The 12,753-nt window shown below is 67.7% G+C and carries 13 protein-coding genes; 6 read left to right on the top strand and 7 right to left on the bottom strand.

All coding sequences use genetic code 11. The annotated features are described in order from the left end of the window. Positions 1-45 precede the first annotated feature (45 nt). The 4 genes from JHD77_RS21750 to JHD77_RS21735 form a co-directional block, all read right to left on the bottom strand. Complete coding sequence (locus tag JHD77_RS21750) at positions 46-288, bottom strand: FeoC-like transcriptional regulator (RefSeq protein WP_003103812.1); 243 nt, start codon at positions 286-288, stop codon at positions 46-48. Beyond that, positions 288-2,588: a Fe(2+) transporter permease subunit FeoB gene (gene feoB, locus JHD77_RS21745; protein ID WP_003103814.1), complete on the bottom strand. Its 2,301-nt coding sequence runs from the start codon at positions 2,586-2,588 to the stop codon at positions 288-290. Before feoB ends, JHD77_RS21750 begins: the two co-directional genes overlap by 1 nt. A 17-nt stretch (positions 2,589-2,605) precedes the next feature. Next, positions 2,606-2,833, bottom strand: a complete 228-nt coding sequence (gene feoA / locus JHD77_RS21740; protein ID WP_003103819.1) for a ferrous iron transporter A — start codon at positions 2,831-2,833, stop codon at positions 2,606-2,608. Positions 2,834-3,048: 215 nt separating this feature from the next. Continuing rightward, positions 3,049-3,885 carry an ATPase gene (locus JHD77_RS21735; RefSeq protein ID WP_003093989.1) on the bottom strand — a complete coding sequence of 279 codons (837 nt, stop codon included), beginning with the start codon at positions 3,883-3,885 and terminating at the stop codon, positions 3,049-3,051. Between the two features lie 290 nt (positions 3,886-4,175). Here JHD77_RS21735 and JHD77_RS21730 point away from each other — a divergent pair, with 290 nt between their 5' ends. Continuing rightward, positions 4,176-4,439: a hypothetical protein gene (locus JHD77_RS21730; protein ID WP_003103821.1), complete on the top strand. Its 264-nt coding sequence runs from the start codon at positions 4,176-4,178 to the stop codon at positions 4,437-4,439. Here JHD77_RS21730 and JHD77_RS21725 read toward each other — a convergent pair whose 3' ends face one another. After that, on the bottom strand, positions 4,440-5,429 hold the full coding sequence (locus JHD77_RS21725; RefSeq protein ID WP_003103823.1) for an NAD-dependent epimerase/dehydratase family protein: 990 nt from the start codon (positions 5,427-5,429) through the stop codon (positions 4,440-4,442). It lies immediately after the preceding gene. Between the two features lie 184 nt (positions 5,430-5,613). Between JHD77_RS21725 and JHD77_RS21720 the strand changes: the two genes are divergently transcribed. Next, positions 5,614-6,672, top strand: a complete 1,059-nt coding sequence (locus tag JHD77_RS21720; protein WP_003093996.1) for a saccharopine dehydrogenase family protein — start codon at positions 5,614-5,616, stop codon at positions 6,670-6,672. Here JHD77_RS21720 and JHD77_RS21715 read toward each other — a convergent pair whose 3' ends face one another. After that, on the bottom strand, positions 6,673-7,575 hold the full coding sequence (locus JHD77_RS21715) for a LysR family transcriptional regulator ArgP (protein ID WP_003120877.1): 903 nt from the start codon (positions 7,573-7,575) through the stop codon (positions 6,673-6,675). Between the two features lie 97 nt (positions 7,576-7,672). Here JHD77_RS21715 and JHD77_RS21710 point away from each other — a divergent pair, with 97 nt between their 5' ends. From JHD77_RS21710 to bifA, 4 genes are all read left to right on the top strand, one after another. Continuing rightward, a complete protein-coding gene (locus JHD77_RS21710; RefSeq protein WP_003094000.1) occupies positions 7,673-8,074 on the top strand; it encodes an ACT domain-containing protein in 402 nt (133 codons plus the stop codon). Position 8,075: 1 nt separating this feature from the next. Further along, positions 8,076-8,678: a LysE/ArgO family amino acid transporter gene (locus tag JHD77_RS21705; protein ID WP_003094003.1), complete on the top strand. Its 603-nt coding sequence runs from the start codon at positions 8,076-8,078 to the stop codon at positions 8,676-8,678. Between the two features lie 346 nt (positions 8,679-9,024). After that, a complete protein-coding gene (gene sodB / locus JHD77_RS21700) occupies positions 9,025-9,606 on the top strand; it encodes a superoxide dismutase [Fe] (protein ID WP_003094005.1) in 582 nt (193 codons plus the stop codon). 180 nt (positions 9,607-9,786) lie between these two features. After that, entirely contained in the window at positions 9,787-11,850 is a 2,064-nt protein-coding gene (gene bifA / locus JHD77_RS21695; RefSeq protein ID WP_003094007.1) for a cyclic-di-GMP phosphodiesterase BifA, read from the top strand. Here bifA and JHD77_RS21690 read toward each other — a convergent pair whose 3' ends face one another. Next, positions 11,851-12,753: a GIDE domain-containing protein gene (locus JHD77_RS21690; RefSeq protein ID WP_003120884.1), complete on the bottom strand. Its 903-nt coding sequence runs from the start codon at positions 12,751-12,753 to the stop codon at positions 11,851-11,853.

Here is a 12,753-nt window from a genome sequence, read left to right as displayed (position 1 = left end):
AAGAGCCCGCCACGCTTGTCGTGGCGGGCTCTGTGCTTTGCCCGTCTAGCGCAGGCGGAAATACGGCTCCGGCTCCGCGCACGGATCGCGCTGGGCGCAGCCCTTGCAACCGCCGCCGCAACCGCCCGAGCTTTGCGCAGCCACCCGCTCGACCTTGCCGAGCGCGATCAGCCGCTCCAGGATCGCCTCCACCAGCGCCGGCGGCGCGTCCACCTGGCGGCTGAGCTGTTTCAGCCCACGCGCCTGGCCGTCTTCCAGGGCGGCGCGGAGCTGCATGAGTGTCGCCATCAGTGACATCCTCCCTGCCCGCTCGGGGCATCGGCCATTCGGCCTGGCAGTTGCAGTACCTGCTCACGGCCGAACAGACGCAGGCAGGTCATCAGGATCAGGTTGAAGAGCAGCACCACGGCGATGGTCAGGACGCTACGCTCGGGGTGCGCGGCGAAGGTGGCGACCTGGTAGCAGAGGGTCGCCAGCGAGTAGGCGACGTTCAGCCCCCAGAGCACCGAGAAAGCCATCCAGCCCTTGCTGCTTTCCCGGGCGATCGCGCCCATGGCGGTCACGCAGGGCACGTAGAGCAGGACGAAGACCAGATAGCTGTAGGCCGCGATGGGGCTGCCGAACTTGCTCGCCATGGTGCCCATCGAGCCGGTCTCCATGTCGCCGTCGGCCATGCTCGCCTCCACCGGGTTGGCCAGCACGCTGAGGCTGAAGGTATCGACCAGGCCGTCCCAGGTCTCGACCAGGGCCTCGCGCAGTTGCCCGGGCAGGTCGTAGCCTTCGTAGTCGAAGGCCTCGCCCTGGATCTGCTCGGCGGTGTAGAGGGTGTTCAGGGTGCCGACCACCACTTCCTTGGCCATCGCCCCGGTGACCAGGCCGACGGTGGCCTGCCAGTTGTCCGGCTGCACCCCGAGCGGCGCCAGCAGCGGAGTGAGACGCTGGCTGACGCTGGCCAGCGCGGAATGGCCGATGTCGCCCTGCACCGGCTTGCCGTCGAGGGTGATGCTGTTCAGGCCGCCGATCACCAGGCTGACCAGGATGATCACCTTGCCGGCCCGCACCACGAAGCCGCGCAGGCGCGACCAGGTCTGCAGCAGCAGGCTCTTAAGGTGTGGCACATGGTACAGCGGCAGTTCCATGACGAACGGCGAGGCCTCGCCGCGCATCAAGGTGTGCTTGAGCAACAGCCCGGTGAGGATCGCCACGACGATGCCGAGCAGGTACAGGGAGAAGATCACCAGCGCGCCGCCCTGGCCGAAGAAGGCCCCGGCGAATACGGCGAAGATCGCCAGGCGCGCGCCGCAGGACATGAACGGCGCCATCATGATGGTAATCAGCCGCTCGCGCTGCGCGTCCAGGGTCCGCGCGCCCATGATCGACGGTACGTTGCAGCCGAAACCGACGATCAGCGGCACGAACGACTTGCCCGGCAGGCCCAGCGCCTGCATCAGGCGGTCCATGACGAAGGCCGCGCGGGCCATGTAGCCGGAATCCTCGAGCAGCGAGAGGAACAGGTACATCAAGCCGATCTGCGGCACCAGCGGCAACACCGTGTTGACCCCGCCACCGATGCCCTGGGCGAGGAACACCGTGAGCCAATCGGGCAGGCCGAAGCGGATACCCAGCCACTGGATGCCGTCGATGAAGATCGCCGACGAGCCCTTGTCGAAGATCGGCTGTAGCGCCCCGCCGATGTTGATGGCGAAGAAGAACATCAGGTACATCACCAGCAGGAAGATCGGCAGACCCAGCCAGCGATTCAGGACGACCCGGTCGAGCCATTGGGTCAGCCGGTGCGGCTGAGCCTGCTGGTGGTCGCAGACCGCCGCACAGATCTCGCCGATCAGTCGGTAGCGCGCATCGACGATCGCCAGCTCGGGCTCCTCGCCGCAGCCCTGGCGCGCCTGTTCCAGGGTGGCGGGCGGCAAGCCCAGCGCCGGGCCGTTGAAGATGTCGCCTTCCAGCGCCTGTAACGCCAGCCAGCGCGGCTCGATGGCCGAGGCCGCCGGAGCGCGCGTTTCCAGGAGGTAGCCGACCTGCGCCTGGATGGCCGGCGGGTAGTCCACCGCCAGCGCCGCCTGCGGGAGCTGTAGGGAGTCGATGGCCGCCTTCAGTTCGTCGATGCCATCGGCGCGGGTGGATACCAGCGGCACCACCGGGCAACCGAGACGCCGCGCCAGACCGTCGATATCGATGCGGATGCGCTGGCTACGGGCGATGTCGAGCATGTTCAGCGCGACGATGCAGGGGATGCCCATCTCCCGCAGCTGCACCGTGAGGTACAGGTTGCGCTCCAGGTTCGCCGCATCCACCACGTTGACCAGCACGTCGACTTCGCCGCTGGCGATGTAGCGGCAGGCGATCTGCTCGTCCAGCGAGGCCTGGGCGGAAACGCTGGTCAACGAATAGGTGCCGGGCAGGTCGACCAGGCGCACCGCGTGACGGACGGTATGGAACGCACCCTCCTTGCGCTCCACGGTGACGCCGGCCCAGTTGCCGACCCGCTGGCGCGAGCCGGTGAGCTGGTTGAACAGGGTGGTCTTGCCGGAGTTGGGATTGCCGATCAGGCCGAGGGTCAATGCGGTCATGGGGATTCCGGGCGGGGTCAGTCGAGCGGGACGAGGGTCAGCAGGGCGAGGTCCTTGCGCCGCAGCGCCAGGCTGGTCTGGCGGGTCTCGACCTGGATCGGGTCGCCCAGCGGGGCGATGCGCACCACGCGCAGCGCCGCGCCGGGCAGAAGCCCCATGGAGAACAGGCGTTGGCGATAGCCGTTGCTGATGGCGGGGGAATAACCGGTGATGCGGTAGGAACGGGACGGTTGCAGTGCGCTCATGGCGGATTCCAGGCAGAGGAAGGGACCAATGGCCTCCCTGGCCGGTGACCGAGAATCTAAACGACTCTCACTTAAGGCTCGCTTAAGGACGCAGTATCGGAGTGGAGGAGCAGCGGATTCGCTGATCCAGAGCAATGGAAGCGGGGATTTTCGCCGGGCGCGGCGAACTGTCGCCGCCAGCGCCCGGTGCGACGGGCGGCTGGCGGCGCAAGGGGTCAGCGGGTATTGAGCTGCTGCTGCAGGTTCTGCACCTGGGCCTGGAGGGTGTTGATGTTGCGCATCACCTGGGTGCGGAAGGCGTCGAACTCGGCGGTATTGCCGCCCTGGGCCGGGCGGTTGTCGAGCTGGCTGCGCAATACCAGCAGGTCATCCTGGATACCCTTGATCGTCTGGCTCGGGTTGCCCTGCTTCTTCAGCGCCGCGACATCGCCGCCGAGGGCCTTGAGTTGCTCGTTGGTCTTGCCCAGTTCGACCTGCAGGGCTTTCAGCTTCTCCTGTTCGGCGGCCAGTGTCTGCAGCTTGCCGTCCAGTTGCGCGACCAGTTGCGCCGCGCTTTCCTGCTGGGCCTTGAGATCGCTGGCCAGTTGGTCGAGGCGTTTGCCCTGGCCGCCGAACTGGTTGCTCACATCGGCCTGCTGGCGTTCCTGGCTGCCGAGTTTCTCCTGCAGTTGCTTGACCTGCAGGCGCAGCGCCTCGCGTTCGCTGGTGACGCTGGACTCGCTGGCGACCACCTTGCCGCGAATGTCGTCGAGGCGCCCGGCGGCTTCTTCGCTGATCCTTACGAAGCTTTCCTGGGTCGCCACCAACTGCTGTTCCATCAGGCTGATTTGCTGGTGGCTCCACCAACCCACCCCGGCGAGGGCGATCAGCATCGCCCCGAGCAGGGCCCAGAGCGGGCCGGTAGAGGCCGGACGGCGCTCCTTGGTGTCGACGACCCGGCGCTGCTCCGGTTCGTAGACGTGCCGCGGGTGGTGGCCGAATTCATCACGGTCGGCAGCATCGGTGGTCAGGCTGGGCACATCGTCGAGTTCGTCGAAAGCATCGTTACGCATGGTGAAAACCTGTGAAGGGGAACGGCATCCTGCCGGAGGCCTGGAGAAAGGGCCGAATGGCGCATTATATCGGTTCGGCCCCGCCCCTTCAGCGTCTGCTCGAAGCAAATTGCCGGACCGGGGCGCTCCACCGCGAAGCCGTGCGCCCCAAGACGGAGCGAACGTTGTCCGGCACAGACCGCCGCAGGCCGCCAGCGGTTCCCCGCCCCGCACGCCGGCGCTGGTCCGCGGCCCGCATGGCACGTCGCTTGCCTGGGCATTGCCGGGCAGATTCGAGAGCCGGAGGATGCATGGAGTTGAACAAATCCTTGCTGGATTGCATGCGCGCCGTGCGCCGACGCCTACGCGAGGAACAGGCGCTGGATATCCACTTCCAGCAACGCGATGCGATCGCCGCGATGCAGGCGGCCTGCGCCCGCTCCGGCGATGCGACGACGCGGGAGCTGGGACAGCGCCTCGGCAGGCTCAGCGGGGTCGCGCTGCCGCCGGCGGAACCTTCCCTGTTGCCCGCGCAGGCGCCGAGCCGACAATACGCCGGCCCGTTGCGCGGCTGATCAGAGTCCCTGGGCGCGCCACCAGGCGCAGAACTCGTCGAGCGCGGTCCACAGGCTGACCCGCGGGTCGTAGTCGAGGTATTCGCGGGCGCGGTTGATGTCCAGGGTGAAGTTCTTCGCCATCACCGCCATGCCCAGGCGGAACAGCACCGGCTCCGGGCGCCCCGGCAGGATCCGGCAGACGCCTTCGTTGAGCGCCGCCAGGCCATAGCCGACGGCATACGGCAGGTGACCGCCGACCGGCGGCAGGTCGAGCTGGCGCATCACGTAGTTGACCGCATCCCAGAACGGTACCGGCTGCCCGTTGCTGATGTTGTAGACCTTGCCCAGCGCCGGCTCGCCGGCCAGCAGGCAACTGAACAGCGCGTCGTTGAGATTGTGCACGCTGGTGAAGTCGACCCGGTTCAGGCCGTTGCCGAGGATCCGCAGGCGTCCCTTGCGGTGGGCCTGGATCATTCGCGGGAAGATGCTGGTGTCGCCGGCGCCGACCACGAAGCGCGGACGCAGCGCCAACACTTCCAGGCCCAGGTCGCGGGCGCTGAGCACCAGTTGCTCGGCCTGGTACTTGGTCGCCCCGTAATGGTCGGAAAAACGCCGGGGTACGTACTCTTCGTTCAGGTCCAGGTGGTCGCGCCCGTCGAAATAGATCGACGGCGACGACAGATGCACCAGGCGCCGCACCTTTTGCCGCATGCAGGCCTCGACGACGCTCTCGGCAAGCCCGACGTTGGCCGCCAGGAAGCGTTCGCGCGGTCCCCAGACTCCGACCGCGCCGGCACAATGCACCACCGCCTCGACATCCTCGCAGAGGCGCAGGACCAGCGCCGGGTCGGCGAGGTCGCCGGGAACGAACTCGGCGCCCCGCGCCACCAGATGTTCCACCGCGTCCGCACGACGACCGCTGACCCGTACCGACAGGCCCTGCTCCAGGGCGAAGCGAGCGAAACGCCCGCCGATGAAGCCCGTCGCCCCCGTTACCAGAATCCGCATTGCGTTTCTCCCGTTGTTCTTCTTGTGCCGCGACTCTAGCAACCCGGAGCCGCGCCACCACTGGCACAGCATGCCAGAACAACGACCTTGCGGGCCGCCGGCACGACTTGCGTTGGGCGACAGAAGCGGCGCTGCGCGCTACAAGGTCTAACCTGAAAGCCACCTGCACGCTGGGAGACGCACCATGGCCAGTCACTGGATGATCTACGGCGCCAACGGCTACACCGGCCGGCTGGTCGCTGAACAGGCGCAGCGCGAGGGCCTGACGCCGCTCCTCGGCGGACGCAACCCGGCCGCCCTGCACGCGCTCGGCAGCCAGCTCGGGCTGGAGTGCCGGGTCTTCGACCTGGGGGATCCGCAGGCCTGCCGCGAAGCCCTGGACCAGGTGAAGGTGGTGGCCCATTGCGCCGGTCCGTTCTCTGCCACCAGCACGCCGATGATCGCCGCCTGCCGCGCCGCCGGCACCCACTACGTGGATATCACTGGAGAGATCGCGGTGTTCGAGCAGGCCCACGCCGGCGACGCCGAGGCCCGCGAGGCCGGCATCGTGGTCTGCCCGGGCGTCGGCTTCGATGTGATCCCCACCGATTGCCTGGCCGCCTGCCTGAAGGAGGCGCTGCCGGACGCGCAACGGCTGGCGCTGGGCTTCGACACCGGCAGCGGGCTTTCGACGGGAACCGCGAAGACCAGCGTCGAAGGCCTCAAGTTCGGCGGCAAGATCCGCGAGAATGGCCGCCTGCGCGACGTGCCGTTGGGCTACAAGCGCCGCGACATCGATTTCGGCCGCGGCCTGCGGCACGCCGTGACGATTCCCTGGGGCGACGTGGCCACCGCCTACTACAGCACCGGCATCCCGGACATCGAGGTCTACCTGCCGGCGCCGCCGCTGCTGGCCCTGGGCATGCGCCTGATCGATCCGCTGCGTCCGCTGCTCGGTCGGCAACGGGTCCAGGACTGGCTCAAGGGGCAGGTCGACAAACGCATCGCCGGCCCCGACCAGGCGGCCCGCGAGCGCCTGCGCACCTGGGTCTGGGGCGAGGCGCGCAACGCCCGCGGCGAACGCCGCACGGCGCGCCTGGAGACGGCCAACGTGTACGACCTGACCCTGCACGGCGTGCTCCTGGCAGTGCGCCACCTGCTGGACTACCAGGGTCCCGGCGGCTACTTCACGCCATCGCGGTTGCTCGGCGCGCGCTGCGTCGAATCGTTGCCCGGCTCCGGACGAATCACCGTCATCGGCTGATCAGCCTGACACCCGCACCAAGCCGTCGCCGGCGCGGGCGAGCAGGTGCTCGGTGAGCGACGCGAGCAGTTCGCCGCCGTTGCGCCAGTAGTGCCAGTACAACGGTACGTCGATGACCTGGCCGGGCAGCAGCTCGACCAGTTCGCCGCGCGCCAGCTCGCCTTGCACCTGGCGCTCCGGCACCAGGCCCCAGCCGAGACCGCCGGCGGTGAGGCGGACGAAACCTTCCGAGGACGGGCAGAGGTGGTGGATGAAACCGCCCTCGACGCCGAGGTCCTTGAGAAAGCGGTGTTGCAGCAGGTCGTCCGGGCCGAACACGATCGCCGGCACGCCGGCCAGGGCGGCCGCCTCGACCCCGCGGGGAAAGTGCCGGGCAATGAAATCCGGGCTGGCCAGGCCGCGATAACGCATGGCTCCGAGCAGCAGCGAACGCGCGCCGGCCACCGGCCGCGCGCTACCGCAGACGCAGCCCGCCACTTCGCCCGCGCGCATGCGCTTGAGCCCGACCTCCTGGTCCTCCACCACAAGGTCCAGCAGCACCCGCCGCTCGGCGCAGAAATCGCCCACCGCGGCGGCCCACCAGGTCGCCAGGCTATCGGCGTTGAGAGCGATGCGCAGGCGTTCCGGGGCACCGCCTTCATCCAGGTTCGGCACCCAGCGCTGCAGGTCGCCCTCCAGCAGCCGCACCTGCTGCACATGGTTGAGCAGGCGGCGCCCGAGATCGGTGGGATGCGGCGGCGTCTCGCGCACCAGGACCGGCTGGCCGACCCGCGCCTCGAGCAGCTTGATCCGCTGCGATACCGCCGATTGCGACAGCCCCAGCGCCTGTGCGGCGCGCTCGAAACCGCCCTGCTCCACCACCGCGGCCAGCGCGGCGAGCAACTTGTAGTCGAACAAAATCAGTTTTCCTAATGAGAGATCAGCAGGATTCGTTTTCCTTATAAACCGCCCGCGGCCACACTCGCCAGCACTTTTCCGATCCACCCGACGCGGACCGACCATGGCTGGCGAAACCTCGCTGCGCACCCTGCTGCGCACGCTCACTCCCGAACTCAATCCCGGCGACTATGTGTTCTGTACCTGCGCCGATGGCGCGCTGCCGAACGGCGCCGAGCCGCTCGCCAGCTTCCGCGAGCGCGAGGGCCTGACCCTGGTGCTCGAACGCCGGCAGGCCGAACGCCTGGGCCTGCCCTACGAATACGTGGCGGCCTGGATCACCCTGACGGTGCACTCCTCGCTGGCGGCGGTGGGCCTGACCGCCGCCTTCGCCACGGCGCTGGCCGAAGCCGGGATCAGTTGCAACGTGATGGCCGGCTATTTCCACGACCACCTGTTCGTCGCCCGCGACGAGGGCCGGCGCGCCCTCGCCGTGCTCCAGCGGCTGGCGGCGGAGGCACACTGACATGTGGCAGAGCTATCTCAACGGCATCCTGGTGGCTGCCGGCCTGATCATCGCCATCGGCGCGCAGAATGCCTTCGTCCTCGCGCAGAGCCTGCGCCGCGAGCATCACCTCTCGGTGGCCGCGCTCTGCGTATTCTGCGACGCGGTGCTGGTCAGCCTCGGCGTGTTCGGCCTGGCCAAGCTGCTGCTGGAAAACCCGACGCTGCTGGCCATCGCCCGCTGGGGCGGGATCGCCTTCCTGACCTGGTACGGGCTCAAGGCGCTGCTTCGCGCGTTGCGCCCGGACGCTCTCGGCAACGCAGCGGAAACCGGGCCACGCTCGCGCAAGGCGGTGCTTCTGGCGGCACTGGCGGTCACCCTGCTCAACCCCCACGTCTATCTCGATACCGTACTTCTGATCGGTTCGCTCGGCGCCCAGCAGGCCGCGCCGGGCGCCTATGCCCTCGGCGCGGCCAGCGCCTCGCTGATGTGGTTCTTCGCCCTCGCCCTCGGCGCGGCGTGGCTGGCCCCCTGGCTGGCGCGCCCGGCCACCTGGCGCCTGCTCGACCTGATGGTGGCGGCCATGATGCTGGGCATGGCCGCGCAACTGCTGTTCCGGGGATAACGCGGTTTCCGTCTACCCGAGCGAACCCTCGCGCCGCCAGGCAGTCCAGAAAGAATGCGGCGGTGTTCGCCGGCGAGCTTGCAGAAGCCCGTCGCAGCGCGCCGCCGCCGGCCTTTTCCCCTACAGTTGCTGCGTGGATATGCCCCGACACGGGTGCTATGATCCGGAGTTCGCGGCACTGGGAGCCTAGGCTCCGAGTCGCACCCGGCGCCCTTTCCGGAGCGCTCCGCCGAACGTCCCCCCGGGGATCCAGGACGGGCTCCCGGACAGGCATCGGACCGGCCCCGTGAACCGGTCGCGCGCTAGCCGCGCCAGTCCTGACCTGAGGAAGAATAGGAGAGACACCATGGCTTTCGAATTGCCGCCGCTGCCTTACGAAAAGAACGCCCTTGAGCCGCACATTTCCGCAGAAACCCTGGAATACCACCACGACAAGCACCACAACACCTACGTGGTGAACCTGAACAACCTGATCCCGGGCACCGAGTTCGAAGGCAAGAGCCTCGAAGAGATCGTCAAGAGCTCCTCCGGCGGCATCTTCAACAACGCCGCCCAGGTGTGGAACCACACCTTCTACTGGAACTGCCTGAGCCCGAACGGCGGTGGCCAGCCCACCGGCGCCCTGGCCGACGCCATCAACGCCGCCTTCGGCTCCTTCGACAAGTTCAAGGAAGAGTTCACCAAGACTTCCGTCGGCACCTTCGGTTCCGGCTGGGGCTGGCTGGTGAAGAAGGCCGACGGCTCCCTGGCCCTGGCCAGCACCATCGGTGCCGGCAACCCGCTGACCAGCGGCGACACCCCGCTGCTGACCTGCGACGTCTGGGAACACGCCTACTACATCGACTACCGCAACCTGCGTCCGAAGTACGTCGAGGCGTTCTGGAACCTGGTCAACTGGGACTTCGTAGCGAAGAATTTCGCTGCCTGAGTCTGATCAGAACCACGAAAAAGCCCGGCATTCGCCGGGCTTTTTCGTTTTAATCTGCGGTCGAGGAGCCATCGTCTACCCTCAGGAACTGGTAGACCTTCGCTCGTGATAGCCTCTTGAGGTAAACAAGCTCTTCCTACCGGCTTGTCTTTCGCCCTGGCGACGAACAAGGAAGGCCCCTTGAAACTGGACTCCCGACACAGCCTCTCGCTCAAGCTGCTGCGTGTCGTGCTACTGGCGGCGCTAGCCGTTGGCGTAGTGCTCAGTTGCGCGCAGATCGTCTTCGACGCCTACAAGGCCAAGCAGGCGGTGAGCAGCGACGCCCAACGCATCCTCGCGATGGTCCGCGACCCTTCCACCCAGGCGGTCTACAGCCTCGACCGGGAAATGGCGATGCAGGTCCTCGAAGGCCTGTTCCAGCACGAGGCGGTGCGCCAGGCGAGCATCGGCCATCCCGGCGAGCCGATGCTGGCGGAGAAATCCAGGCCGCTGCTGGACCTGCCGACGCGCTGGCTGACCGACCCGATCCTCGGCCAGGAACGCACCTTCAGTATTCGACTGATCGGCCGCCCGCCCTATAGCGAATACTACGGCGACCTGAAGATCACCCTGGACACCGCGCCCTACGGCGAGAACTTCGTCACCACTTCGGAAATCATCTTCATCTCCGGCATTCTCCGCGCCCTGGCCATGGGCCTGGTGCTGTTCCTGGTCTACCACTGGATGCTGACCAAGCCGCTGTCGAAGATCATCGAGCACCTGGTCAGCATCAATCCCGACCGCCCCAGCCAGCACCAGTTGCCGCTGCTCAAGGGGCACGAACGCAACGAGCTGGGGCTCTGGGTGACCACCGCCAACCAGTTGCTCGCCTCGATCGAAAGCAACAGCCACCTGCGTCGCGAGGCCGAGGACAACCTGCTGCGCATTTCCCAGTACGACTTCCTCACCGGCCTGCCGAACCGCCAGTTGCTGCAACAGCAACTCGACCAGATCCTCGACGGCGCCGGCCGCCAGCAGCGCCGGGTGGCAGTGCTGTGCCTGGGCCTCGACGATTTCAAGGGGATCAACGAGCAGTACACCTACCAGCTCGGCGACCAGCTGCTGATCGCCCTCGCCGACCGCCTGCGCGGGCACAGCGCGCGGCTCGGTTCGCTGGCGCGCCTGGGCGGCGACCAGTTCGCCCTGGTCCAGGCCGACATCGAGCAACCCTACGAGGCGGCCGAACTGGCGCAGAGCATCCTCGACGGCCTGGAAGCGCCGTTCGAGATCGACCAGCACGAGGTGCGCCTGCGCGCCACCATCGGTATCACCCTGTTCCCCGAGGACGGCGAGACCACAGAGAAACTGCTGCAGAAGGCCGAGCAGACCATGACCCTGGCCAAGACCCGCTCGCGCAACCGCTACCAGTTCTACATCGCCAGCGTGGACAGCGAAATGCGTCGCCGCCGGGAACTGGAAAAGGACCTGCGCGACGCCCTGCAGCGCCACGAGCTGCACCTCGTCTACCAGCCGCAGGTGGACTACCGCGACCACCGCGTGGTCGGCGTCGAGGCGCTGCTGCGCTGGCAACATCCGTTGCACGGCTTCGTCCCGCCGGACCTGTTCATCCCGCTGGCGGAACAGAACGGCAGCATCTTCAGCATCGGCGAGTGGGTGCTCGACCAGGCCTGCCGGCAGTTGCGCGAATGGCACGACCAGGGCTTCGACGACCTGCGCATGGCGGTCAATCTTTCCACCGTGCAGCTCCACCACAACGCCCTGCCACGGGTGGTCAGCAACCTGCTGCAGGTCTACCGCCTGCCGGCGCGCAGCCTGGAGCTGGAAGTCACCGAGACCGGCCTGATGGAGGACATCTCCACTGCCGCCCAGCACCTCCTCAGCCTGCGCCGCGCCGGCGCGCTGATCGCCATCGACGATTTCGGCACCGGCTATTCCTCGCTGAGCTACCTGAAGAGCCTGCCGCTGGACAAGATCAAGATCGACAAGAGTTTCGTCCAGGACCTGCTGCAGGACGAGGACGACGCGACCATCGTTCGCGCCATCATCCAGCTCGGCAAGAGCCTGGGCATGCAGGTGATCGCCGAGGGCGTGGAAACCGCCGAGCAGGAGGCGTACATCATCGCCGAAGGTTGCAACGAAGGTCAGGGCTACCTGTACAGCAAGCCGCTGCCGGCCAGGGAACTGACCCAGTACCTCAAGCAGGCGCGACGCCTGAGCCAGGCCACCAGCAGCGAACGGCCCTGATCAGAACAGGCGGCTGAACAGCCAGCCCGCCAATAGCGCGCTGCCCAGGCAGAGCAACGCGGCCCCCGCCGCCTGGCGGCGCAGTTGCACGGCGAGATCGTCCTCGCCCTGGCTGGAGAGAATGAAGGGATGCGCCTCCCCCGGCTTGCCGAGCCGGTGGCGGGTCGGCGCGGCGCTGCTTGCCCGATGCCGATCCTCGGCCTCCAGCCGTGCCGCCAGGCGCACCCGGTTCCATTCGCGCTCGTCCAGCTCGCCGTTGCCGTCGCTGTCGAAGCGCGCCAGCAGCCCGTGGAAATCGCCCTTCCATTCACGGATCACCGCACCCTGCGCCCGTTCGGCATCGAGTCCCTGGCGACCGCCACCGCTGCTGCGGAATTCGCCCAGCGCATAGAGCGGCTCGCCGGCATGCAGGCGCTCCTCGGTGTAGCGGTAGAGCCGCTCTCCGCCGACCAGGGTGCCGAAGCTCTCCAGCAGTCGCAGGGTATCGATCGGTGCTTCGCGAAAAGCCTCCCAGCGCTGCTGGGTCAAGGGTCGCACCTCGGCGCCGCGTGGGTCGACCAGGCAGGCATCGGTGGCATCGCGCAAGCCGAATGGCGACTCGCTGGCACCTTTGTCGACGGTGCGCCAGGCCTTCTCGCGGCCACTGCGCTTTTCCTCGACTTCGATGCGGTAGCGCCACCACAGGCACGGCTTGCCGGTCAAGGGAGCCTGCAGCGGGCCTTCCGGGCCCTCCTCGAGCACCCCGTAGAGTTCGACGAAACCCTGCGCCGCCGAACGGATCCGCGAGGTCGGTACGTCGCCGAGCAGACGCGCCCGGGCAAGGCGGTGCACGAACTGCCAGCCGGCCCAGGCGCAGAGCCCCAGGCTGGCGGCGATGAACAGCCAGCGCAGGTCGAAGTCCAT

The organism is Pseudomonas sp. P20, assembly GCF_016463925.1.
GTDB classification, from domain to species: domain Bacteria; phylum Pseudomonadota; class Gammaproteobacteria; order Pseudomonadales; family Pseudomonadaceae; genus Pseudomonas; species Pseudomonas aeruginosa.
The sequence above is the reverse complement of the archived record's forward strand: the minus strand, read 5'-3'. Positions and strand labels throughout refer to the sequence as shown.

What these genes read in the sequence shown, in the direction of transcription:
- JHD77_RS21750 (WP_003103812.1), bottom strand. Translation starts at nt 288, where the DNA reads ATGGCGACACTCATGCAGCTCCGCGCCGCCCTGGAAGACGGCCAGGCG.
- feoB (WP_003103814.1), bottom strand. Translation starts at nt 2,588, where the DNA reads ATGACCGCATTGACCCTCGGCCTGATCGGCAATCCCAACTCCGGCAAG.
- feoA (WP_003103819.1), bottom strand. Translation starts at nt 2,833, where the DNA reads ATGAGCGCACTGCAACCGTCCCGTTCCTACCGCATCACCGGTTATTCC.
- JHD77_RS21735 (WP_003093989.1), bottom strand. Translation starts at nt 3,885, where the DNA reads ATGCGTAACGATGCTTTCGACGAACTCGACGATGTGCCCAGCCTGACC.
- JHD77_RS21730 (WP_003103821.1), top strand. Translation starts at nt 4,176, where the DNA reads ATGGAGTTGAACAAATCCTTGCTGGATTGCATGCGCGCCGTGCGCCGA.
- JHD77_RS21725 (WP_003103823.1), bottom strand. Translation starts at nt 5,429, where the DNA reads ATGCGGATTCTGGTAACGGGGGCGACGGGCTTCATCGGCGGGCGTTTC.
- JHD77_RS21720 (WP_003093996.1), top strand. Translation starts at nt 5,614, where the DNA reads ATGGCCAGTCACTGGATGATCTACGGCGCCAACGGCTACACCGGCCGG.
- JHD77_RS21710 (WP_003094000.1), top strand. Translation starts at nt 7,673, where the DNA reads ATGGCTGGCGAAACCTCGCTGCGCACCCTGCTGCGCACGCTCACTCCC.
- JHD77_RS21705 (WP_003094003.1), top strand. Translation starts at nt 8,076, where the DNA reads ATGTGGCAGAGCTATCTCAACGGCATCCTGGTGGCTGCCGGCCTGATC.
- sodB (WP_003094005.1), top strand. Translation starts at nt 9,025, where the DNA reads ATGGCTTTCGAATTGCCGCCGCTGCCTTACGAAAAGAACGCCCTTGAG.
- JHD77_RS21690 (WP_003120884.1), bottom strand. Translation starts at nt 12,753, where the DNA reads ATGGACTTCGACCTGCGCTGGCTGTTCATCGCCGCCAGCCTGGGGCTC.